At 52.7% G+C, this 23,398-nt stretch carries 15 protein-coding genes; 10 read left to right on the top strand and 5 right to left on the bottom strand.

The genetic code is table 11. The features are described 5' to 3' along the window. Positions 1–6 precede the first annotated feature (6 nt). The 4 genes from GJJ30_RS19765 to GJJ30_RS19750 all read right to left on the bottom strand — a co-directional run bounded on the left by GJJ30_RS19765 (position 7) and on the right by GJJ30_RS19750 (position 6,640). Complete coding sequence (locus tag GJJ30_RS19765) at positions 7–951, bottom strand: 3-oxoacyl-ACP synthase III family protein (RefSeq protein ID WP_154177062.1); 945 nt, start codon at positions 949–951, stop codon at positions 7–9. A 193-nt stretch (positions 952–1,144) separates the two neighbouring features. Continuing rightward, positions 1,145–1,726, bottom strand: coding sequence for a Uma2 family endonuclease (locus GJJ30_RS19760; RefSeq protein WP_154176895.1), 582 nt, complete (start codon positions 1,724–1,726; stop codon positions 1,145–1,147). Between the two features lie 113 nt (positions 1,727–1,839). Next, a complete protein-coding gene (secA, locus tag GJJ30_RS19755) occupies positions 1,840–5,223 on the bottom strand; it encodes a preprotein translocase subunit SecA (RefSeq protein ID WP_154176894.1) in 3,384 nt (1,127 codons plus the stop codon). Between the two features lie 256 nt (positions 5,224–5,479). Beyond that, positions 5,480–6,640 carry an acetyltransferase domain-containing protein gene (locus GJJ30_RS19750; RefSeq protein WP_154176893.1) on the bottom strand — a complete coding sequence of 387 codons (1,161 nt, stop codon included), beginning with the start codon at positions 6,638–6,640 and terminating at the stop codon, positions 5,480–5,482. A 230-nt stretch (positions 6,641–6,870) separates the two neighbouring features. Here GJJ30_RS19750 and GJJ30_RS19745 point away from each other — a divergent pair, with 230 nt between their 5' ends. After that, complete coding sequence (locus GJJ30_RS19745) at positions 6,871–7,455, top strand: RNA polymerase sigma factor (protein WP_154176892.1); 585 nt, start codon at positions 6,871–6,873, stop codon at positions 7,453–7,455. A gap of 63 nt (positions 7,456–7,518) precedes the next feature. Here the strand turns inward: GJJ30_RS19745 and GJJ30_RS19740 are convergent, their stop codons facing one another. After that, on the bottom strand, positions 7,519–8,364 hold the full coding sequence (locus tag GJJ30_RS19740) for a hypothetical protein (protein ID WP_154176891.1): 846 nt from the start codon (positions 8,362–8,364) through the stop codon (positions 7,519–7,521). 204 nt (positions 8,365–8,568) lie between these two features. On the opposite strand from GJJ30_RS19740, the gene GJJ30_RS19735 reads away from it, so the two are divergent. From GJJ30_RS19735 to GJJ30_RS19695, 9 genes are all read left to right on the top strand, one after another. Next, the gene (locus GJJ30_RS19735) at positions 8,569–9,609 is read left to right on the top strand and encodes a FecR family protein (protein ID WP_154176890.1); all 1,041 of its coding nucleotides are present in this window, start codon (positions 8,569–8,571) and stop codon (positions 9,607–9,609) included. Between the two features lie 188 nt (positions 9,610–9,797). After that, on the top strand, positions 9,798–13,400 hold the full coding sequence (locus GJJ30_RS19730) for a TonB-dependent receptor (protein WP_154176889.1): 3,603 nt from the start codon (positions 9,798–9,800) through the stop codon (positions 13,398–13,400). Positions 13,401–13,421: 21 nt separating this feature from the next. After that, positions 13,422–15,152 carry a RagB/SusD family nutrient uptake outer membrane protein gene (locus GJJ30_RS19725; protein WP_154176888.1) on the top strand — a complete coding sequence of 577 codons (1,731 nt, stop codon included), beginning with the start codon at positions 13,422–13,424 and terminating at the stop codon, positions 15,150–15,152. A 120-nt stretch (positions 15,153–15,272) separates the two neighbouring features. Beyond that, entirely contained in the window at positions 15,273–16,484 is a 1,212-nt protein-coding gene (locus GJJ30_RS19720; protein WP_154176887.1) for a purple acid phosphatase family protein, read from the top strand. 233 nt (positions 16,485–16,717) lie between these two features. Next, positions 16,718–17,530: an endonuclease/exonuclease/phosphatase family protein gene (locus GJJ30_RS19715; RefSeq protein ID WP_154176886.1), complete on the top strand. Its 813-nt coding sequence runs from the start codon at positions 16,718–16,720 to the stop codon at positions 17,528–17,530. Between the two features lie 83 nt (positions 17,531–17,613). Further along, positions 17,614–18,939: a Gfo/Idh/MocA family protein gene (locus GJJ30_RS19710; protein ID WP_154176885.1), complete on the top strand. Its 1,326-nt coding sequence runs from the start codon at positions 17,614–17,616 to the stop codon at positions 18,937–18,939. Positions 18,940–19,042: 103 nt separating this feature from the next. Beyond that, positions 19,043–20,059, top strand: coding sequence for a T9SS type A sorting domain-containing protein (locus GJJ30_RS19705; RefSeq protein WP_154176884.1), 1,017 nt, complete (start codon positions 19,043–19,045; stop codon positions 20,057–20,059). A gap of 237 nt (positions 20,060–20,296) precedes the next feature. Continuing rightward, positions 20,297–20,635 (top strand): PadR family transcriptional regulator, encoded by a 339-nt coding sequence (locus tag GJJ30_RS19700; RefSeq protein ID WP_154176883.1) that lies wholly within the window; start codon positions 20,297–20,299, stop codon positions 20,633–20,635. Continuing rightward, positions 20,632–23,349, top strand: a complete 2,718-nt coding sequence (locus tag GJJ30_RS19695) for an ABC transporter permease (protein ID WP_229313262.1) — start codon at positions 20,632–20,634, stop codon at positions 23,347–23,349. Before GJJ30_RS19700 ends, GJJ30_RS19695 begins: the two co-directional genes overlap by 4 nt. The last annotated feature ends 49 nt before the right edge of the window (positions 23,350–23,398 follow it).

Below are 23,398 nucleotides of genomic sequence, written 5' to 3'. Positions count from 1 at the left end.
TCCTATTTACGCTTCCACCAGCATTGCGCCGAACGAATAGCCTCCGCCGAAAACCGTCAGGACAATGTTCTGGCCTTTTTTGAAAACCGCCCGGTTTTCGGAAAGGGCAATGGCACAGCCCGCGCAGCCCGTATTGCCGAGCTTCTGAATATTGGAAAGCAGTTTCGATTCGGGGAGTTTCAACGTATTGATCACGTTCAGGCTGATGCGCAGGTTGGCCTGGTGCGGAATCAGGTAATCCACATCGTCGATCGTCAGGTTGTGTTTTTCCAGCACCTGCACACTCACCTTCGGCATATAAACGCAGGCATTGATGAACACGTCGCGACCGTGGGGCATACTAACGCCATTCTCCAGCGGTTTTAGCATCACGCCGGTGACCGCCTTTCCGCTCGTAGCCGCTCCACCCGTTATAATGCTGTGGATTGTCATGTCGTCGTCGCTGATCCGCTCTTTGGAGATGAGCAGGGCGGCCGCGCCGTCACCCCATAAATGCCCCGATATCGTGTCTGTTTCGTTGTTATAAGCCGTATTGTGTTCCGAAACGACGACCACCGCCAGCGTCGCCTTATTCATGGCAAAATACCCTTCGACGACTTCAATCGCATTGATGAGCGACGAACAGGCCGTTGATATCGAAATAACCGGAATATCGGGAACACCCAGGTTGTGCTGGACAACGTGTGCCAGGGTGACTATGGTATCGTAAGGGGTGTACGTGGCACCAACAATAAGGTCAATCTGAGAAGGTTCAATCGTCGTTTGGTCGAACAGCCGCCGGACGGCTTCCAGCGCCATGGTGTTTGTATTTTCGTCGGGAGCCGCTTTGCGACGTTCCCGAATGCCGGTCCGTTCGATAATCCAGTCGCTCGATAATCCGTTGAGCTTAGTAAAGTGTTCGTTTCCAACTACTTCGCTTGGAAAGTAATGGCTAACGGCATGAATATACATCATACGAAATAAAAGAAGGGAGCCCGCCTTAGGGATTCCACACCGAAAATTAAGTATTTCCGGGAAAGCGTAGTATTGAAAATTGGAACAATACTACAAAATCTTTCTTTCTTTATTGGTTTTGTGAAAGATTTCGCAACACTATTGTAGATACACGAATCAGGAGCCGCAACGAACCCATGCCCGGAAAGGTTTAATTCAGTAAGCCAACGGTCTGGTCGTAAATGTCCCGCAACGGCAGCGTGAAATCAAGGGTCTGAATGGTCAGGGAATCGTCAGCCAGCGTGGTTTCCGTTCGCAACGTCCAGAAACCGTTATCCGGTTTATACCAGGCCTCCGCCCGAATCTGCTCGGAGTCGATCAGAATGTATTCCTGAAAAGTAGGAATGTTGCGGTACAGCATGAATTTACTCCCGCGGTCGTAGTCTTTCGTACTGCCGGACAGCACTTCAACAATAACTGTCGGATTCAGCAGCGTATCGAAATTAACATCGAGCATCTGCGGTTCTCCGCAGACCACGACCAGATCGGGATAAGTATAAAGCGAATTGGAAGGAATATGAAGCCGCATATCGGACGAAAAGGACTGACAGCGTTTCCCTTTCAAATAAGATCCAATTCCGATAGAGAGATTTTCCTTAATCCGATTGTGGTTGCGAGATGCGCCAGCCATCGCGAATATTTCGCCTTTGAAATACTCGCTCTTGTGGTCCGCTTTGCGTTCCAGTTCCAGATAAAGTTCCGGTGTGTAGTGTGGTTTCGGCTGAGCAGACATGGGTTCTATCGCATAAGGTTTGGGCGTTAAGCAGAGGGGTAAGGGCAAAGGGTGCTTCGCAAAACTAGAACGCGTCAGCCACCCTCTGCCCTTACCCCTCTGCCCTCTGCTATTTAATCAATCAAAACCGCCTTGCCGCTTTGCACGTCGTTTTCGACGACTTTGTACTTGACATCCCGCTTGATCGTACCGTCCATGTACTGAACACTGACCTTTTCGTTGCGGTTTGCCACTTTCACCACCCGAACGGGAGCCTGTTTCTCGGCGGCTGGCTGACCGGCCATCCGGCGGGCGTATTCCTGCGGACCGCCAACTTCCGGTTCGTCGATTTCTTCCTTGTTGGTGTGCAGCTCGGGTTGCGGTTCCGGACGGCGCTGGGCCGGGGCTTGCCGAACTTCCTGCTGCACTTCCTCGGCTTCCTGACCCGGAATATCGGTTTTGGTCAGGAAACTGATCGTATCGAAATTGACTTTGCTCAAAAACCGCTTGAACAATTCGACCGACTCGAACTTGTAGACCAGCAGCGGATCCTTCTGTTCGAAAACCGCATTCTGCACCGATTGCTTCAGGTCGTCCATTTCGCGCAGGTGTTCTTTCCACTCCTGATCGATGATGGACAGCGAAACGGCTTTTTCCATTTCCGTGATCAGCTCGCGGCCTTCGGTTTCGACGGTCCGGCGGAGGTTGTTGACCACCGTCAGTTCGCGCAGACCGTCGGAGAACGGAACGACAATGTCCTGAATGGTTGCGCCCCGCTCGGCCAGAATGGCTTTTAAAACCGGTCCTGATTTCTCGCGGATGGCGTTGTTCTTGTCGTGGTAATGCCGATCGGCTTCTTCGTATAATTTCTGGGCCAGATCTTTCGCTTTCAACCGGCTGAATTCTTCACGGCTCATGCTGATTTCAAACCCGAGTGCCGTCAGCGTTTGCAGCGCCAGTTCGTCGTAGTTTCCTTCGGCGTTGCTGACCAGATCTTCGCAAACGTCGTACATCGTGTTGGCGATGTCGAGCGCCAGCCGGTCGCCAAACAGGGCGTTCCGACGGCGTTTGTAGATGGCTTCCCGCTGGTAGTTCATCACGTCGTCGTATTCCAGCAGCCGCTTCCGAATCCCGAAGTTGTTTTCTTCGACTTTCTTCTGCGCCCGTTCGATGGATTTCGTAATCATCGAGTGCTGAATCACTTCGCCTTCTTCCAGACCCATCCGGTCCATCACCTTGGCAATCCGGTCGGAACCGAATAACCGCATCAGGCTGTCTTCCAGCGAAACAAAAAACTGCGTCGTACCGGGGTCTCCCTGCCGACCCGACCGACCGCGCAACTGGCGGTCGACCCGCCGGGATTCGTGCCGTTCTGTACCGACGATGGCCAGACCACCGGCCGCCTTCGACTCAGGCGTCAGCTTGATGTCCGTACCCCGACCAGCCATGTTCGTTGCAATTGTAACCGTACCCGGTTTTCCGGCTTCGGCCACAATTTCGGCTTCGCGCTGGTGTTGCTTGGCGTTCAGGACCTGGTGCGCAATCTTGCGCAGCGACAACATCCGGCTCAATAATTCGGAGTTTTCAACGGAAGTCGTACCGACCAGCACCGGGCGGCCTTTTTCGACCAGACTGACAATTTCGTCGACGACAGCGTTGTATTTTTCCCGAACCGAGCGGTAAACTTTGTCTTCCTCATCTTTCCGGATAATGTTTCGGTTTGTCGGAATAACGACTACGTCGAGTTTGTAAATCGTCCAGAATTCCGAGGCTTCGGTTTCAGCCGTACCGGTCATCCCGGCCAGCTTGTGGTACATCCGGAAGTAGTTTTGCAGCGTCACCGTCGCGTAGGTTTGCGTGGCGTCTTCCACTTTCACGCCTTCCTTCGCTTCCACGGCCTGGTGCAAGCCGTCCGACCACCGGCGACCTTCCATGATCCGACCGGTTTGCTCATCGACAATCTTGATTTTGCCATCCATGATGACGTAATCGACGTTGATTTCGAAGAGGCTGTAGGCTTTCAGCAACTGGTTGACGGTGTTGATCCGCTGGGTTTTCACCGAATAATCCCGAATCAGCGATTCTTTGTGGAGAATCTTCTCCTTTTCGTCGAGATCCGTACTTTTATCGATCGCGTTGAGATCGATCGACAAATCCGGCAGAATGAAGAAGTTCGGATCTTCGCCCGAACCGGTGATGTAGTCAATCCCTTTTTCCGTCAGGTCGATGCTGTTGTGCCGTTCGTCGATCGTGAAATACAACGGTTTGTCGGCTTCGGGCATCAATTTCTGGTTTTCGGCCAGGTAGATCGACTCGGTTTTCTGCATGATCGCCTTTACACCGGTTTCGCTGAGGTATTTAATCAGCGGTTTGTATTTCGGCAGACCCCGGTGGGCGCGGAACAGCGATAAACCGCCTTCCTTTTCGTCACCGGCGGCAATTTTCTTTTTGGCATCGTTCAGCAGGTCCTGCACCAGTTTGCGCTGGACTTCGGCCACGCGGGCCACGCGCGGTTTCAGTTCGGCAAATTCCTGCTCGTCACCGCGCGGCACGGGACCGGAAATAATCAAGGGCGTCCGGGCGTCGTCGATCAACACGGAGTCGACCTCATCGACCATTGCGTAATGGTGTTTGCGCTGCACGAGTTCGTCGACGCCCCGCGCCATGTTGTCGCGCAGGTAATCGAAGCCAAATTCGTTATTGGTTCCGTAGGTAATATCGGCCAGATACGCCTGTTTGCGCGGGAAGGAGTTCGGCTGGTGTTTATCGATGCAGTCGACACGCAGGCCGTGGAACTCAAACAAAGGCGCCATCCACTCGGAGTCGCGTTTGGCGAGGTAGTCATTGACCGTTACGATGTGGACACCGCGTCCGGCGAGGGCGTTGAGGTAAGCCGGGAATGTGGCCACCAGCGTTTTACCTTCCCCGGTTGCCATTTCCGAAATTTTTCCCTGATGCAAAACCGTACCTCCGATGATCTGCACGTCGTAGTGCACCATGTCCCATTTGATCAGGGTTCCGGCGGCATCCCAGCTATTGGCCCAGTAGGCCTTGTCGCCGTCGATGGTAATGTGTTTTTTACGGGCCGCGAACTCCCGGTCAAAGTCAGTCGTCGTTACTTCCAGTTGTTCGTTCTCCTTAAACCGCTTGGCGGTTTCTTTCACGACAGCAAACGCCTGGGGCAGAATATCGAGCAAAACCACTTCCAGTTCCTTGTTCCGGTCGGCATCGAGTTTGTCGATCTGGTTGAAGATGCGCTGTTTGGCATCGACGTCCAGGTCGGGCTGATCCGTAACCTGTTGATGAAGATCCGTCAGTTGGGTATCGATGGGTTGCAACCGTTGAGCGATGACCTGCTTCAGTTGCGTCGTCACATTCCGGAGTTCATCGTTCGATAGAGACTGTAATTTCTGAAACTCGGCGTTTACCTTGTCAACGTACGGGAGCAGTTCGCGGATGTCCCGATCCGACTTGGTACCGAAGAGTTTCGTAATGCTCTTGGTTATGAGGTTAATCATTCTGGAAGTCTATTTAATCGAATGTTTCAATAAAGTTCTGCAAAATTAGGGGTTTGCACCATAGAATAGTAACAATTTCTGAATCAGTTTCATTGCGGTAGCTCCGGAGATTTTGGAAAAGCGAGCCTATTTGCGTATAAATTAGCTTAATCCGTAGATAGACGGCTTTTAGAGATGGACGATCATTCATTACGGTTTTTGAAAACCGGGCCGGTTTCTTGCTCAGATCTGGGTATTTTCAGCAGTTAATAACCGCTTATAAATAGGAAACCCACCAGGCCCTGCTGGTTGATTTGTAGCGCGCGTACCAGCGGCAGGGAAAATAAAGGACACCAACGAGCAGCAACCAGACCCAATAGGCCCGTCCTAAATTCGGGTTGTAGTCGGCGGGCCACTCCCTGGGATTCACAAAGGAAAGATTGACGCCCCTGCCGAACGCCAGGTACGTCCAGACGTAGGATGTCAGGCTGATCACCGCCAGATGCACGATAAAATAGAAGAAGGGCACCCGCCCGTAAATACTGAAAAACCGATTAACACCCGCCGACAGTTTATTAACGAACACCAGCAACAGGCTGGCGGTACCGAGCGTGAGACTCAGGAACAGAAGCGATGGGGGAGATTTGGTTACGTTAAGAAAGGAAAGAAAGGTGTAGAGGCCGCCCCGTTCCTGAACGCTCCAGGGAGCCGGGTCGCCGTAGTTGTTTAAAAACCGCAGTACGATAAAAAGCACCAGGGCTGAAAAACCGCTCCGTAGTAACAGCTTATCTCTCGTTTGGGCGTTACCGGTAAACCAGGGACCGATCGCATACCCCAACAGCATGACGCCCACCCAGGGAACAATGGTGTAGGCGACCAGAATGGGCGGTTTGCTGATGAAAAAGGGCGGATGATGCAGCAAGGCGAGCAGCGTATCGGTTGAGGTATCCTTCACCAGCGGAAGCGCATTGTGCCCGAAAATCAGGATAAGTGAAAAGGCCAGTTGAAGCGAGCGGGGAAGCCAGATCAGGGCAGCGAGCAGCAGCATGGAACAGCCAATGGCCCAGATAACCTCCAGTAGCGTGAGCTGGTAGCCCTGCGTCAGGATGAAACTGATGAGCAACACTTCTACGGCAATCAGCCAGAGCCCGCGCGTCAGGAGAAAGACACTGGTTTTTTTGAGATCGCCAGTTTTCCGGTAATAAAGAAAAATGCTGATTCCGGAGAGGAAAACGAATGTGGGCGCACAAAGATGCGTCACCCAGCGCGTGAAAAACAGAAAAACCGACGCTTGGGTGACGTCGGTTGCACGATAGGACGTGTAACTAAAAAAATCACGAACATGATCCAGGGCCATGATAAGCATGATCAATCCCCTCACGCTATCAATAGCTGGTAAACGGCGATTACCTTCGGAGGTTGCAGTTAGTTTGGACATGAATCATTCGCGCATTTCGATCTCAAAAAACGATTGCTGAAAGAAACCGGACAGGCGTTCCGCTCCGGCGATAATCAGAATCTGTCTGGAATTTAAGTTAAATTATTGTTATCATGCAGAAAAAAAGTGTGCGATTCCTTAATAATTCAGAGCGCAATTAAACTAATAAATAGACCGAATTTTGTAAAGCGCATTTCAAATTACGTAAACGGATTTAGGAAATTCAGGCTATGAACTCATCTTACAGCACCTATTCCGACGAAGACATTCTGAAATCAATTGCCGAACACAACGACGAATCAGCGTTTGCCGAACTTTATAACCGGTATTTCCGGATTTTATTCAATTACACGTTCAGCAAAGTAAACGATCAGTTTGCCGCGCAGGAAATTGTTCAGGAGTTGTTTGTCTCGATCTGGCAGCAACGCCAGCGGAGTGCGGTCCAGGGCTGCCGTTCCTATTTATTTTCCTGTGCCAAAAACCTCATTATTTCGCATTACCGCAAAGAATATACCCGCCGGTTTCATTACACGCAATGGGAGGTTCAGAGCGCCGACTCCATTGCCTTGACGGATCAGCAAATCCTGACGTCCGACCTGCAGGACCGGTACGAAAAAGGACTTTATCACCTGCCTCCCAAATGCAAGGAAGTGTTTCTGCTGAGCCGGAAAGGGCACTCAAACCGCGAAATTGCGCTGCAACTGGGGATTTCTGAAAAAACCGTAGAACAGCACATTACCAAAGCGCTGCGGATGCTGAAGGAATACCTGAAAGAGCATTTCGCCTACGTCTTCCTGTTGATTTCTTTTTTCTGAACCCAAACCGGGTTAGGCAAAGTCCCGGCTTTTAAGAAGTAGACAAGAACCGGAAAGGAATTCTCAGGGAGCGGTTGTGTATTCATAGCTGACCTTACCCGGCAACATCACATTGGCTTCGACGTCAAACTGTGTGTAATTCGCGGCATAACCGTTCGAATTGAGGGTATAATACAGGATTTTCTCGTCGACGACCTGGTTTGTATACATATTTTTAAACGAATATCGGCGCAGCAGGTGCTTGTTCGTCTTGCCAAATACGTTCAGAAATTCGCCCTGCGTGCTGATTCCGTAAAATGTATTGATCGGATCGTGGTCTACCTGACGCGCCACGCCGGGCAGTTCGTAGCTGTACGTATTTTCGCCGGTCTTGACGTTGCTGGCGTTGTAGCATTCAACGCGGGACAGGTCACCGTTGGCATCGTAAAAGAACAGCTTGCGATCGTTGGGCGTGTTCTTCCGGTTAATCCGAATCAACTTATTGGCGGCATCGTACGCATATTCGTGGACAAGCTGTAAGGTTGCCGTAATCCCCTGACTATCATATGAATAAAGGTATGATTCAATGCAATTGCCTTTGTCGTTCAGCAAAAAAGTCTGTTTCTGCTCCCGTTTCTGGTTAATAAACAAGGTAGAACTGACCCAGTTCGGGCCGTATTCAAACTCGCTGTACTGGCTGGGCGAATGGGTCACTTTCCGGAGCTTGCCACCCTGAAAATACGTAAGCGTCCGGGCGTCGAGTTTTTTCAGGAAGAGCGGTTTTCTGCTCGCCGATTCTTCTGAATTTGAAGTCGGAAGCTCTGTTTCGGGGGCTGCGGTTTCGGCAGGAGCCAGTTCGGTGTTTTCGCAGGAAGACAGTCCCAGCAGGACGCAGAGGGCAGCCGCAGTACATTTGGTCAGGAAGTTCATTATTCTTCGTTGTTTTCGATGACACAAAGGTAGATGCTGCCCGGCGCGGAAATGGTCGGAGTCGATAACTGGTGGGTTTGACTTTATAATTGACGAAAAAACCGGGGAGCTTTCCGGATGGCGGCCACCGCCGGAAATTTTTTTTCAATCCGACTAAGGGTTCCCCCTCCGGCGCGCGACTTAGGGATTGTAACATTCCTAACCATGCCGCCACCGCCTATTTCACCACATCTATTAGACAAATACGTACGGAATCAATGCACCGATCAGGAAAAGGAACAGGTCGAAGCCTGGTATGCGTCGCTGAACGGAAAACCGGATTTCCTGAATTCGCTGCCCGAATCGCAGCAACAGCAGTTGCAACAGGAAACCTTCGAAAACATTCAGAGTCAGCTTCAGCCTGACGAAGAACCGCTGGTGCGTCCCTTCCCCTGGCGCTGGGTGTCCGGGCTGGCGGCTTCGATTGCCCTCGTACTGGGCATCTACTTCACTTACCGGTATGCAACGAATCCACACCAGCCGGTTTCGGTTCCGACCACCGTCGCCCAGCAAGTGAAAGAAAAGGCTCCGGTTACTCTGATTCAATTCGTTAACCGCGAACCGCGACTGGTGAAGTTCAAACTACCTGACGAAAGCACGGTCTGGATGCATTCGGGCGCTTCGATCTCGTATCCGAAAGCATTTGCGGCTGACAAACGGCAGGTGGTATTTTCGGGCGAAGGTTTTTTCGACGTCAAAAAGGATAAAAACCGCCCTTTCTTCATCGAGAGCGGGGAAATGCGGATCAAGGTTTTGGGGACCAGCTTTAACGTGAAGGCTCCGGCGTCGCAACCGGTTTTCCGGATTTCGGTGGTAACCGGCCGGGTGCAGGTGAGCGCGCCCGATCCGGACGAAAACGAGCAGCAGGTGATCCTGAAACCGCAACAACAGGCCATTTTCGAAACCGCATCCCGTCGCCTGACGTCTTCGGCCATTCCGGCGCAGGCCAAAAAAGAAATTTACGAACCCGTAACGATCGTATTTGAGAATGCCCCGCTCGATCAGGTCGCGAAAAAGCTGGAGAAACGGTTCAACATCCAGATCCGGTTTTCCAATCCGAAAATTGCCACCTGTCTCGTCAACGCGGATTTTGAGCAGCAGCCCCTGCCTTTCATCATGGAAATGCTCTGCACTGCGCTGGATGCGACCTACACCCTTTCCGGGAAGGTCATGACGCTGGACGGCTTACCCTGCGAACCTGAATAACCTTCTATAATGAATGATTTTCAACGACAACCTTTTCCGATGAACCCATTTTACTCACTGCCACCCTGAACAAAAAAACCGGACGTGTGCCACCACGCCCGGTTCGAATCGACAATCCCTTTCGCGTCGTGCCACCGACAAAAAGGGACATTCATCCAACAGCGCTTAACTATCAGACAATCAAAATTATGCAAAATTCTATCCTAAACCAGTCGGTCGACTGGCGAAAAATCATGCGTATCGGATTACTTCAATGGATACTTGCTCTGCTCCTGACCGGCATCAGCTACGGCCGGGAGATTGCGGCACAGTCGATCCTGAGTAAGGATATGACACTTCATCTCACGAATGTTACGCTCAAGGAAGCACTGGAACAGATCCAGGAAAAAGCCAATACGAAGTTTGTGTACAGCAGCCGGGTGTCGCTCCGCGAGCCGGTTTCGATCGATGTAAAGAATCAGAAATTGTCCCGCGTGCTGGACCAGTTGCTCATGCCGCGTGGTATTACCTACAAGGTGATCAACGAGCAGATTGTGCTGGCCCGCGAAAAGAACTTTAAACCGGAGTCTTTTCTGCCCAATCTGGAAACCAAAATGGAAACCTACCTGGCTCGTCAGGAAATCCGGCTGAAAGGAACGGTGCGGGCGGCCGATGGGCAGCAAGAAGCGCTGGCCGGGGTGACCGTCGTGCTAAAAGGAACCACGCGGGGAACTACCACCGACGGCAGCGGGAACTACGAACTGTCCGTGCCGAATTCGTCGGCGGTTTTGATTTTCAGCTTTGTGGGTTACGCTTCGCAGGAAATTACGGTTGGAAACCGCTCGGCCATCAACGTGACCTTAAACCCCGACAGCAAAAGCCTGGAAGAACTGGTGGTGGTGGGCTACGGAACGCAGAAAAAAGTGAACCTGACGGGGGCGGTTTCGCAGGTGATGGCCAAAGACCTCGAAAACCGCCCGCTGAACAACATGTCGCAGATTTTGCAGGGAATGATTCCGAACCTGAACATTTCGTTCAGTACCGGACAGCCGGGACAGGGCGGGAGCCTGAACGTGCGCGGGGAAACCTCTATCAACGGCGGAGGCCCGCTGGTGCTGATCGACGGGGTGCCGGGCGATATCAACCGGATCAACCCGAACGACGTGGAATCGGTATCGGTGCTGAAAGATGCGGCCGCTTCGGCCATTTACGGAGCGCGGGGTGCATTTGGGGTGGTGCTGGTGACCACCAAAACCGCTAAAAACGGTAAAACCAACGTTTCGTACAGCAACAACTTCGGCTGGTCGACACCAACCGTGAGCACCAAATTTCTGACCAATGGCTACGATTACGTCAAAATGAACGACGAAGCCTTCATCCGGGCCACGGGAAACAGCTACACCCGGTATTCGGAAGAAGACTATAAAGAACTGGAAGCGCGTCGGTACGACAAAACCGAAAATCCGGCCCGGCCCTGGACGGTCGTCAAAAATGTCAACGGCAAGGACATCTACAACTACTACGGTAACTACGACTGGTGGAACACGCTGTTTAACATGACCCAGCCGTCGCGGCAGCACAACCTGAATTTGTCCGGCGGAACCGATAAAGTCAATTATTTCCTGTCCGGGTCGATTTTCGAGAAAGACGGGATTATGCGGATCAACACCGATAAGTTTACGTCGTATACGCTCCGCAGCAAGATCAACGCCCAACTGACGCCTTGGCTGAAGGTCAGCAACAACACGCAATATTTCGATTCGAAATACACCTATCCCGGTCTGGAAGGCGGTGCCAACGCCAACTTCGTCGCCATCACGGTTCACGCCTTACCGGCCTACGCGCCCCGCAATCCGGACGGAACCGCTACCTATAACACCCTGAAAAACAACTACTCCATCGGTGACGGTCTGTTTGCCAACCTGCTGAAAGGCGTTGCGGGCGGAAAGAAAGGGGTCCATGAATTGACGACGATCAACTCGGTAACGATTGACTTTACCAAAACCTGGAATCTGGTCGCCAACCACTCGTATTCGTTTTACATCGCCGACGACTGGTACCGCTCCGCCGTGGCGCAATATTCGATTCAGCCGGGCATCCTGACGACGGTGCCGAACTACAACGTGGATCAATACCGCAAAACGATGTGGTTCGACCCGATGAACGTCACCAACGTCTATTCGTCGTATAACCACACGTTTGGTAAGCATTACATGTCGGCCACGGCGGGGATGAACTACGAATCGAAGAAACACCAACGGCTGTTTGGGGCGCGAAAAAACCTGTTGTCGGAAAGCCTGAACGACCTGAACCTCGGAACCGGCGAGCAGCTTTCGTCGGGCGATTCGTACCAGTATTCGCTCTTTGGCGCGTTTTTCCGGGTGAATTACGATTATGTCGGCAAATACCTGCTGGAAGTCAACGGGCGGTATGACGGAACGTCGCGGTTTGGCGAAGGTCGGCGGTACGGTTTTTTCCCTTCCGTGTCGGCAGGCTGGCGGATCAGCGACGAAGCGTTTTTCGAGCCGCTGCGGAACGCCGTCAACAACCTGAAAATCCGGGCTTCCTACGGAACGCTGGGCAACCAGTTGCCGTCGAACACGGCTTCAGCGAGCTTCTATCCGTACATTTCGATCATGCCCACGGCGCAGTCGAGCTGGATCAACAACGGCCAGAAGCTGTATTATGTGAACAACCCGAACCCGATTTCACCGGACCTGACCTGGGAAAAAGCGACGACCTCGAACCTTGGTATTGATGCGGATTTCCTGAAAAACCGCCTGAATCTGTCGTTCGACGCTTACATCCGGAACACCACCGACATGCTCGTGCCGGGTCAGGTGCTGCCGGCCGTTTACGGAGCGACGGTGCCGACCAAAAACGCCGGAGATTTGCAAACCAAAGGGTTTGAACTGTCGCTGGCCTGGCGCGATCAGGTGAAGGTCGCGGGCAAACCGTTTTCCTACAATGCCTCGTTCGTGCTTTCCGATTCCAAGTCGGTGATTACCAAATATGACAACCCGAACAAGATTTTGTCGAGCTTCTACGAGGGTCAGACCATTGGCGACATCTGGGGTTATTCGATCGAAGGGTACTTCAAAACCAACGAAGAAGCGCAGGCTTACAAGGTCGATCAGACGATCGTCAACAAACAACGCCTGAGCGCTCCCGGCGATTGGAGCAAATTACAGGCCGGTGACCTGAAGTTCATCGATCTGGATGGCAACGGCAAAATCGATCAGGGTGCCAACACCCTGGCCGACCACGGCGACCTGAAAATCATCGGGAATAACCGGGCCCGGTACCGCTACGGGATCAACCTCGGTGCTTCCTGGAACGGTTTTGACGTATCGGTTTTGGGTCAGGGAATCTTGCGGAAAAACTGGTATCCGGGTAACAACGCCGATAAATTCTGGGGTCCGTACTCGCGGCCGTACTATTCGTTCATCCCCGAAAACTTTGCGGATGACATCTGGACGCCCGAAAACCCCGATGCGTACTTCCCGGTTTTGCGCGGGTACACGGCACTCAACGGCGGTGGTGACCTGAACTCGGTTAATGACCGCTACCTCCAGAATGTCGGGTATTTCCGTCTGAAAAACGTGGTGATCGGCTACACGCTCCCGGAAACCTTGACCCGAAAAATCCGGGTTCCTCGCGCGCGGATTTACGTCAGCGGTGAAAACATCCTGACCTTCACGCCCTTGCGGTCCAAATACATCGACCCGGAACAATTTGATGGTGACGCCACCAACGGACGGACGTATCCCTTGTCCAAAACCATTTCGGCGGGCCTAAACGTCACGTTCTAAACCGAATCCATTCGCATTCTCATGAAAAAAATCATAAGTCTCCTTTTCATTACGCTCGGTCTGGTCTCCTGCGATCTGGACCTGGTACCGCAGGACGCCATCTCGCCGGAAACCTTTTTCAATACTGAAAACGACCTGCTGCTCTACACGAATTCGTTCTACAACGCTCTGCCTTCGGCCGAGGATGTCTATAATGAAGACGTGGATAACGTCGTCAAGAACAGCCTGCGCGACGAGTTGCAGGGAACGCGCGTAGTGCCGACCAGTGGCGGTGGCTGGAGTTGGGGAACACTCCGGAACATCAACTACTTTCTGGCCAATTCGAACAAGTGCCCCGACAAAAAAGCGGTAGCCAAATACAACGGGCTCGCCCGGTTTTTCCGCGCTTACTTTTACTTCGGCATGGTGAAACGCTTTGGCGATGTACCCTGGTATTCCAAAACGATCGAGGTCCTGGATCAGGAATTGCTGACCAAACCTCGTGATTCGCGGGCGATGGTGATGGATTCGGTCATGGCCGATATTGATTACGCCATTGCCAACCTCGACAACTCCCGCCAGCTCAATTCCATCACCAAATGGACGGCGCTGGCCCTGAAATCGCGCATGGCCTTGAACGAAGGAACGTTCCGGAAATATCACCCCGAGTTCAGCCTGCCGAATGCCGACAAATACCTGGATGCCTGTATTTCGGCGTCGGAGGATTTAATGAAAAACAGCGGGTATTCGATCTACAAAGCCACGCCCACAACGGCCTACCTGAAGTTGTTTTCGGCGGACAACGCTATTCCTGATGAGGTCATTCTGGCGCGGGATTTCAGCGACGAGTTGCAGGTCTACCACAACCTGAACTACTACACGATGACGGCTTCGTACGGAAAACCGGGTCTGGAGAAAAAGCTGGTAAACAGCTACCTGATGGCCGACGGCACCCGGTTTACGGACATCAAGGGCTACGAAACGATGCAGTTTGCGGAGGAAGTCCAAAACCGGGACCCGCGTCTGGCGCAAACGATTCGGACGCCGGGCTACACGCGGATTGGCGAAAATACCCCGTTGGTTCAGGAGTTTGGCGCGACGGTGACGGGGTACCAACTGATCAAATTCGTGTCGGCTCCGAAATGGGATACGTTCAGCAAGGACATTACCGACATGCCGATTTTCCGCTACGCCGAAGTGCTGCTCAATTACGCCGAAGCCAAAGCCGAGCGCGGTACCCTGACGCAGGGCGATCTGGATATTTCGACCAAACTGACCCGCGACCGGGTGGGCATGCCGAACATCAACCTGGCGGCAGCTAACGCCAATCCCGATCCGTATCAGGCGCAGCAGTACACGCAGTTGAAAGGAGCCAATACCGGGGTGATTCTGGAAATCCGGCGGGAACGGCGGATCGAGCTGGTGATGGAAAACTTTTTCCGCTGGGATGACCTGATTCGTTGGAAAGAAGGCCAGTTGCTAACCAAAACGTTCAAAGGCATGTATTTCCCCGGACCGGGCAGCTACGACCTCGACAAAAACGGAAAAGTGGATCTGGTGATTTACGAAGGCACCAAACCGACGGTGCCGGGCGCGCAACTGCTGAAACTCGGCAGCGAAATCCTGCTGGAAAACGGCAGCAAAGGTGGTAACATTGTGGTCAACGGGCACATCGCCAAGAAATTCAACGAAGCCCGCGATTATCTGTATCCGATTCCGAAACAGGAGCGGCTGCTAAACACCAACCTGACGCAAAACCCAAACTGGGAGTAATTTCCGCCCGAACGCCCCTCAATCCCCTGCCCCTAAAGGGGACTTGGACGCAGCTAAACCAGATTCCAAGTCCCCTTCAGGGGATTGAGGGGCATTAAATTACCTAAACCCTTCAACCCAATGCTCAAAAACCGCCGTTCGTTTCTGGAAAAAATGTCGCAAATCGGGGCACTGAGCCTGCTGCCCGGTGCTTCGGCCATCGCTGCTCCGACCGAAGAAAAAAATCATTTTGTCGTTGGCCCGTACCTTCAGAACCTGGGCACCGACGAAGTAACCATCATGTGGATCACCCACAAAAACTGTTTTAGCTGGGTCGAATACGGGGCCGGAACCTACACCAGCAAGCGGGAATTCGGTTACAACAACGGGTTGATCGAAGCCAATAACCGCATCAATAAAATTACGCTGACCGGCCTGAAACCGGGCACCGACCACAAATACAAGCTTGTTTCGACCGAGGTACTGGGGTACAAAGGCTCCAAAGTAGAATTTGGCGAAACCATCAGCAGTCCGCTATACGGTTTTAAAACACCACCGGCAAACGAGGAAGAGTTTAAAATGGTGGTGTTCAACGACATCCATGACCGCCCGCAGATCATTCCGCAACTGCTGTATCGGCACGGTTACACCGGCAACAAACGTGATTACGATTTCGTGGTGTTCAACGGCGACTGCTTCGACTGGGTGACGGAAGAAAAACAGATGGTTGATCACCTGATCAAACCGTCGGTCGATATTTTTGCCACCGAGTTTCCGTTCATTCTGACGCAGGGTAACCACGAATGCCGGGGCAGTTTTTCCCGGCACATTCCGGCCTATTACGCCTATCCCGACAATAAATATTACTACGCGTTCACGCGCGGACCGGTGCGGTTTGTGGTGCTGGATTCGGGCGAGGACAAAACCGACGACAGCGTGGAATACGGCGGTTTGTCGGCTTTTGATCGCTACCGCGAAACCCAGAAAAAATGGCTGGAAAAAGAAATCGAAAGCGCCGAGTTCAGGAAAGCGCCGTTCCGAATCGTCCTGATTCACATTTCGCCCTACCATTCCGGCGACTGGCACGGACCCATGCATTGTCAGCAGGTGTTTGGCCCGTTGTTGAACAAAGCTAAAATTGATCTTCAGCTATCGGGGCATACCCACCGCTACGGCACCCACGACCCCAATGCCGACCACAACTATCCGATCGTGATTGGCGGTGGCCCGCTGGAAGGAAACCGCACCCTGATCAAACTACACGCGACGTCCAAAGAACTGAATCTCAAAATGATCCGGGATGATGGCGAAGTGGTTGGCAAGTACACCATTCCGAAAAAAGCGCGGACCTGAGGAACTTTAAAATTTTCATTTTTCGGGCTGCCCCCAACCCTCTAAAGGGGCTTAAAATTCCAGATCAGAAGCCCCCTTTAGGGGGCTGGGGGCAAAATTTTCAAACCGTCACCGGACCGCCAATCTAAAACAAACAATCAGACACGTGAGAATAGATAATAGATTAACTTTTTGATTATCAGTTGTTAATCTGTTATCTATCTTCTCTTGTCTCTTCTCTCTCTTCTATTGACATGAAACAGTTGATTACCCTAGTTCTTCTCTTGATTTCTGGCCATTTGTTCGCGACCAAAGGGGATGGCGGATCAGAAAACCGTCCGGCCAAAAAGGCCAAAACCCTGACGGTGATGACCTACAACATTCATCATTGCAACCCGCCCTCGGCCGGAGCCAAAATCGATGTGGAAGCCATTGCCCGCGTTATCAGGAAAGAAAAACCGGATTTTGTGGCCTTGCAGGAAGTGGACGTTAATACGGAACGGTCGGGAAAAGGTCTGAACCAGGCCCGGGAACTGGCCCGGCTAACCGGCATGAATTTCTTTTTCTCGAAAGCCATCGACCACCAGGGCGGGGATTATGGCGTGGCGGTTTTGTCGCGGTTTCCGATTCTGGATTCGACCCGGTTTCCGCTGCCGGTCGATCCGGTCATCAAGGGCGAACCCCGCACCGTTGCCGCCGTGACAGTGGAAATTGCCAAAGGCAGGAAAGTCATTTTCGCCAGCACCCACCTCGACCTGAAAGAACCAAACCGCATGACCCAATCTGAACTGATTGTCAAGCACTTCGAAAACGCCGGTTTACCGATGATTCTGGGGGGTGATTTCAATGCGTTGTCCGACAGTCGCGTGATCCAGTACCTGGACCAGCATTTCGTCCGAAGCTGCCAGGCGTGTGCGCCCACCATTCCGGTCGAAAAGCCGAACCGCGCCATCGATTTCATTATGTACAAGCCGGGCGAGACGTTTAAAACGCTGTCAACCAAGGTAATCGACGAACAATACGCATCGGATCACCTGCCGGTGGTGGTGAAGGTGCAGGTAAAATAAAAACCGCTTTTGAAAAGATGACGGAAGGTTTATAAGATTCGTTGGGATTGTGCTAATTTGCCGGTCAATATTCCTAACTCCCGATGACTTCTTCCCGACGTAAATTCCTCCAGCAATCTTCCCAGATTGCTACTGGCCTAGGTTTGTCAACGGCACTTCCCGCCGACCTGCTCGCGTCCCAACCCAAAACCGCTCCGAATGACGAGGTGGTAGTCGGGCTGATCGGTTGCAACAACATGGGCTGGCACGATCTGACATCCATGCTCAAACATCCGGGCGTCCGGTGTGCAGCCCTGTGCGATGTCGACAGCAATGTGCTGAACAAACGTGCGGCCGAGCTGGAAAAGATGTCGGGAAAGAAACCGGTTTTATACAGCGATTTTCGTAAGCTGCTGGAAAACAAGGATCTTAACGCCGTCATTATCGGAACTCCCGACCACTGGCATTGCCTGATGACGGTTTATGCCTGTCAGGCCGGGAAAGACGTTTACGTGGAAAAACCGCTGGCCAATTCCATCGAAGAATGCAATCTGATGGTGGAAGCCGCCCGGAAACATAACCGCATAGTGCAGGTGGGACAATGGCAGCGCAGTGGCCAGCACTGGAATGCCGCCCTGGATTTTGTGCGGTCGGGTAAAATCGGGCACATTCGCTCGGTCAAAACCTGGGCCTTTATGCCCTACGGAAAAACGTTTCCGGCCAAGCCCGATGCGCCGGTTCCGGCGGGCGTCGATTACGACATGTGGCTGGGTCCGGCCACGAAACGCCCCTTCAACCCCAACCGGTTCCACGGCAGTTTTCGCTACTTCTGGGATTATGCCGGTGGTTTGATGACCGACTGGGGCGCCCACATGATCGACATGGCGCTGTCGGGCATGAACGTCAGTGCGCCTAAATCCGTGGTGGCGCTGGGCGGCAAATACGGTTTTCCGGATCACGCCAGCGAGACGCCCGATACGCTCCAGGTGGTGTATGATTACGGCAATTTTACGCTCCTCTGGGAACAATCACTGGGCACCGGGCGCGGACCGTTCGACCGCGAACACGGCGTGGCCTTCATCGGAAACCTCGGAACCGTCGTGATTGATCGGTCGAAATGGGAGCTTTTTCCGGAAGTGGACGCAGGTAATTACCTTATTCCGGCCATGCCCGCGAAATTCGGTAACGGGAAAGATCTGGACAGGCATACGCTGAATTTTGTCACCTGCGTCAGGAACCGGCAAAAACCCAATTGTCCGGTCGAGATCGGGCGGGATGTAGCATTACACGCGCATCTGGGCAATATTGCCTACCGATCCGGGCAAAAAATCGTTTGGGATGCCGAAAAAAATCAGATTGTGGGCCAGGAAAAAGCCAACGAGCTGGTGAAAGCGCATTACCACAATAACTGGGCAATTCCCAGACTGTGAGTTCGCCAGTTAATCATTTTGCTTTCGAAAATAGTGACTTTCAGTAGTAAAAAACTTCTAAAGTAATATGTTTGTACAATAGAATTATACTGAAAGAAAACCTATGAAGACAACTACGTGCCTGACTGCCGTTCTGCGGAAAGTTTCGTTAGTCCTCAGTGCCGGGTTATGGGGAGCCAGTGTGGCAATGGCGCAATGTAATGAGAAAAGTGCGAAAGACCAGACCGTTGAATTTCGTTTGACGTATGATAAAACCAACCAGCGGATTACGGCCTGGTACGTGCCTTCCGTATCGAGTACGCACCGATTGGTAACGGGACAGTTCAGCATTGTTACTCCCAACGGTTTTACGGCGCCGGAATCGGGCTCAGGACGGGATTCTAAGCTGGAAATTACCAATATCCACGGAAACTGGCAGGATTTCGTGTTTGATAATGATCTGTTTATGTCCAAGTCGAAGTCGCCGATTGCGTCGATGGAAGGGGTGGCCGTTCATCAGGTTGGCATGGCCCCGCAGGCAATCGATGTCGGAGCGGTTACAGCGGGCGAGCCGGTCGCCTTGTTTTCGTTTCCTTCAACCGAGCAGGAGGGAGTGGTGCGGATTGTGGAAACCGGCGAAGCGATTCAAAAGGATATTCTGAAGAAATTTGGGGGTAATATCGGCAACGACTTATCGATCCAGTCGCCGGTTAAAGCGTTCGTTCGGGCCGAACAGCGGTATTGTAAAAACGATGTGCAGAGCAAAATCGAGTTTAAAAAACCGACGCTGGTGGACCCCACGGCGGGCGTAGCATCAAAAGCAGGGAACGGTTTGGGAGTTCAGCAGGTGGGTATAGCGGCAACGGACGATTTGCTGGGCGCAGACCAACTGATGGTTACACCCAATCCGGCTTCGGTCGAGCTAAATGTGCAGTATCAGTTGTTGTCGGCCGGAAACGCCGGGATCGATCTGGTTGACGCCCAGGGCCGGACAGTTCAGACGCTGGTTGCCCGCAAACACCATAACATTGGCAAGTACCAGGTCAAAGTAACGCTACAGGACGTTGCTTCCGGGATGTACTTCTGTTCATTGAAAGGGGATGATATCCAGAAAGCCGTAAAAATAATGATCTCGAAGTAGTCGATTTTAAGTTGAAAAAATAGAAAGCCGGAAGCCCTGTCGTTTCCGGCTTTTTTGTGTCGTTTCTAATCGGTTTTTCAACCAGTACGGTGTCCGTTCAGGGACGTCGGAGTGTCCATTTGCGGACAAATTTCTTTACCGTTCAATTTAAAATGAGCCTGAGAGAGCCAGTAAGGGCGCTTTGCATGAGTTGGCAAAAGATTTGTACGATAAAATAGAGACTAATACCCGAACCCCATGCGTCGTACCTATTTAGGAGAATTCGAAGAGGTTGTTTTGCTGATGGTCGCCATTCTGGACGGCGAAGCCTACGGTGTTACGGTCAGTCAGGCGCTGGAAGAGCACACGGGCCGACTCGTAACGTTCGGCACCGTTCATAACACGCTTATCCGGCTCGAGGAAAAAGGGTTTGTCAGCTCCGAACTCGGGGGCGCCACCGCCGACCGGGGAGGGCGACGCAAGCGGCTTTTTAAAGTGACGGCGCTGGGCAGCCGGGCGTTGCAGGACATCCAGGAACTGCGTAACCAGCTCTGGCAACTGGTACCGCCGAACGCGCTAAAAGTAAGCGGTTTATGAACCGGGACGTTGCAGAACCGCCCCGCTGGGCGCACTGGCTCCTGACCCGGCTACATCCGAGCGAAACACTGGAGGAAGTCGAGGGCGATCTGGATGAGCTTTACGCTTACTGGCATCGGCGGGCTGGGAAGAAAACGGCGACCTGGCAGTATGTGCGCAACGTGCTGTCGGTGTTGCCGCCGTTTGTGCGCCGACGTTCCCACGAAGAAGAATATTACCAACAATTATCACCCCTTCACCCGATCATGATCCGCAATTATCTCAAAATCGCTTTTCGCAACCTGCTGAAACACAAGATTTTTTCGCTGGTCAACGTCATGGGGCTGGTGGTGGGCATTACGGCCTGTCTGATGATTCTGGAATATGTCAGTTTTGAGTTGAATTTCGACCAGTTTCACCAGGACGTGAACCGGATTTACCGCGTGACCAACGACCGGTTCCAGAAAGGAAAACTCATTCAGCACGGCACGATTACGTACCCGACCATCGGCAAAACGATGGCGAAAGATTACCCGGAAGTGGAGGATTACACCACCATCGTCGGTACGGGGCGGGTCAAACTGCGCCGGGACAAATCGCTTTATCCGGAGGAAAACAGCTTATACGTGGACGAACACTTTCTGACGTTTTTCACCTTTCCGCTGGTGGTGGGCGATCCGAAAACCGCCCTCAAAGCCCCGAACAGCCTGGTGCTGACGGAAAGCAATGCCCAGCGGATTTTTGGCGCCCAGCCGAAGGACTATGCCAGCCTGCTCGGGCAGTCGCTATACATCGATCTGGACACCGAACCGTTCCGGATTACGGGCATCGTGAAAGACGTTCCGGCGGCTTCGCACCTCCAGTTTGGGGCGCTGGTTTCGTACGAAACGCTGGTTAGAACGTGGGGAAGCTGGGTGAAAGACAGTTGGGAGGGCTCGGATATGTGGCATTACCTGAAACTGAAACCGGGTCAGTCCGGCGCTCCGGTTGATGCAACGGCGCTGGAACAGAAGTTTCCGGCCTTCAGCGAGCGGTATTTCAAAGGCGATAAGGTGTCGGGCAGCGTGGAGAAATTCTACCTGCAACCGCTCCGGAAAGCGCATTTGTATTCTGATTATGAATACGAAATCGGCGTGGTCAACAACGGCAAGGCGGTTTGGACAATGCTGATCATTGCGGTTTTTATCCTGATCATTGCCTGGGTCAATTACATTAATCTGGCCACGGCGCGGTCCCTGGAGCGGGCCAAAGAAGTGGGCGTCCGGAAAGTGGCCGGGGCCTCCTCAGGCCAGTTGATCGGGCAATTTTTGTCAGAATCGGTTTTGCTGAACGCAGTCGCGTTCGTGCTGGCTTTGCTACTCACGCTGGCGCTGCAACCCGTTTTGAATCAATTGATTGGAAAACCGCTTTCGCTGGCGGTGTTGGCGGGGCAGGGCTACGGAGGTAGCCTGATGACGCTCGCGCTGGTGGGCATATTCGCCGTCGGGATTTTCCTGTCCGGTTTTTATCCGGCTTTTGCGCTCTCGGCGTTTCAGGCCATTCAGGTGCTGAAAGGCAGTTTCAAGCGGTCGGCGAAGGGCGTTTGGGTGCGCAAATCGCTGGTGGTTTTTCAGTATACGGCTTCGGTGGTGCTGATTATCGGAACATTTATCGTGTTTCGGCAGATCGAGTTCATGCGGAAAGAAAACCTCGGCTTCAACATGGAGCAGATGCTGGTCGTCTCCGGCCCGGACCTGACCCGCTGGGATTCGACCGCCATTGACCGGATCAACAGTTTCAAAACCGAAGCGAAGCGGCTGGCGGGCGTCAAAGCGGCCACGGCTTCTGTCAATCTGTTGGGCAACCGGCTGCCGCGTACGTTCAACGTCAAGCGCGTCGGTTCCAACGAGGAAAAAGGCGTAACTGTCAGCCGGATGGGCGTTGATCTGGACTTTTTTGACGCCTACAAAATCAAGATGCTGGCGGGCCGGAATTTTCTGACCACCGATTCCAATCCGAACGGCAACAAGGTTGTCAATGCGGTGATCAATCTCTCGACGGTTCGGTTGCTGGGCCTGAAGGATGCGGTTTCGGCAGTTGGACAAAAATTTACGCTCTTTGGGCGGGAATGGGAAATTGTCGGCGTCGTAAGCGATTTCCATCAGCAATCGTTGCGGCACCCGATCGAGCCCATCGTTTTTCTGCCTTTCTACGCCAACGGCGGTTTTTATTCCTTCAAGGTAATCTCGAACGATCTGGAGAAAACGATCGATCAGATCCAGGAAAAATTCCAGACATTTTTCCCCGGCAACGAATTCTCGTATTCGTTCATGGATGAGCGGTTTGATCAGCAATACCGTGACGATCAGGTTTTTGGCAAAATTACGACCTTCTTTTCGTTTCTCGCGGTTCTGATTGCGTCGCTGGGACTGTTCGGTTTGTCGTCGTACACCATTGCGCAGCGGGCCAAAGAAATCGGCGTTCGGAAAGTGCTGGGCGCGTCGGTTACCAGTATCGTCGCTCTGTTGTCGAAAGACTTCCTGAAGCTGGTCGTGGTCGCCATTGTCATTGCGTCGCCGATTGCGTGGTACGCCGTCAGGCAGTGGCTCGACGACTTCGCCTACAAAATTGACGTTTCCTGGTGGATTTTCGCCATAGCCGGGGTTCTGGCCGTCGGCATTGCCCTGCTGACGGTCAGTTTCCAAAGCATCAAAGCGGCTTTGATGAATCCGGTGAAAACGCTGCGAAGCGAGTGAAATGGCAGGGGGCAGAGGGTAAAAACAACCCCTAAACTCCCAGCCCCGC

It is taken from the genome of Larkinella terrae, from assembly GCF_009668025.1.
Taxonomy (GTDB): Bacteria; Bacteroidota; Bacteroidia; order Cytophagales; family Spirosomataceae; genus Larkinella; species Larkinella terrae.
Note: the sequence above shows the minus strand (reverse complement) of the source record. Positions and strands in the feature narration are given on the sequence as shown.

Coding starts and splice junctions, on each gene's coding strand:
- GJJ30_RS19765 (WP_154177062.1), bottom strand. CDS start 951: ATGTATATTCATGCCGTTAGCCATTACTTTCCAAGCGAAGTAGTTGGA.
- GJJ30_RS19760 (WP_154176895.1), bottom strand. CDS start 1,726: ATGTCTGCTCAGCCGAAACCACACTACACACCGGAACTTTATCTGGAA.
- secA (WP_154176894.1), bottom strand. CDS start 5,223: ATGATTAACCTCATAACCAAGAGCATTACGAAACTCTTCGGTACCAAG.
- GJJ30_RS19750 (WP_154176893.1), bottom strand. CDS start 6,640: ATGTCCAAACTAACTGCAACCTCCGAAGGTAATCGCCGTTTACCAGCT.
- GJJ30_RS19745 (WP_154176892.1), top strand. CDS start 6,871: ATGAACTCATCTTACAGCACCTATTCCGACGAAGACATTCTGAAATCA.
- GJJ30_RS19740 (WP_154176891.1), bottom strand. CDS start 8,364: ATGAACTTCCTGACCAAATGTACTGCGGCTGCCCTCTGCGTCCTGCTG.
- GJJ30_RS19735 (WP_154176890.1), top strand. CDS start 8,569: ATGCCGCCACCGCCTATTTCACCACATCTATTAGACAAATACGTACGG.
- GJJ30_RS19730 (WP_154176889.1), top strand. CDS start 9,798: ATGCAAAATTCTATCCTAAACCAGTCGGTCGACTGGCGAAAAATCATG.
- GJJ30_RS19725 (WP_154176888.1), top strand. CDS start 13,422: ATGAAAAAAATCATAAGTCTCCTTTTCATTACGCTCGGTCTGGTCTCC.
- GJJ30_RS19720 (WP_154176887.1), top strand. CDS start 15,273: ATGCTCAAAAACCGCCGTTCGTTTCTGGAAAAAATGTCGCAAATCGGG.
- GJJ30_RS19715 (WP_154176886.1), top strand. CDS start 16,718: ATGAAACAGTTGATTACCCTAGTTCTTCTCTTGATTTCTGGCCATTTG.
- GJJ30_RS19710 (WP_154176885.1), top strand. CDS start 17,614: ATGACTTCTTCCCGACGTAAATTCCTCCAGCAATCTTCCCAGATTGCT.
- GJJ30_RS19705 (WP_154176884.1), top strand. CDS start 19,043: ATGAAGACAACTACGTGCCTGACTGCCGTTCTGCGGAAAGTTTCGTTA.
- GJJ30_RS19700 (WP_154176883.1), top strand. CDS start 20,297: ATGCGTCGTACCTATTTAGGAGAATTCGAAGAGGTTGTTTTGCTGATG.
- GJJ30_RS19695 (WP_229313262.1), top strand. CDS start 20,632: ATGAACCGGGACGTTGCAGAACCGCCCCGCTGGGCGCACTGGCTCCTG.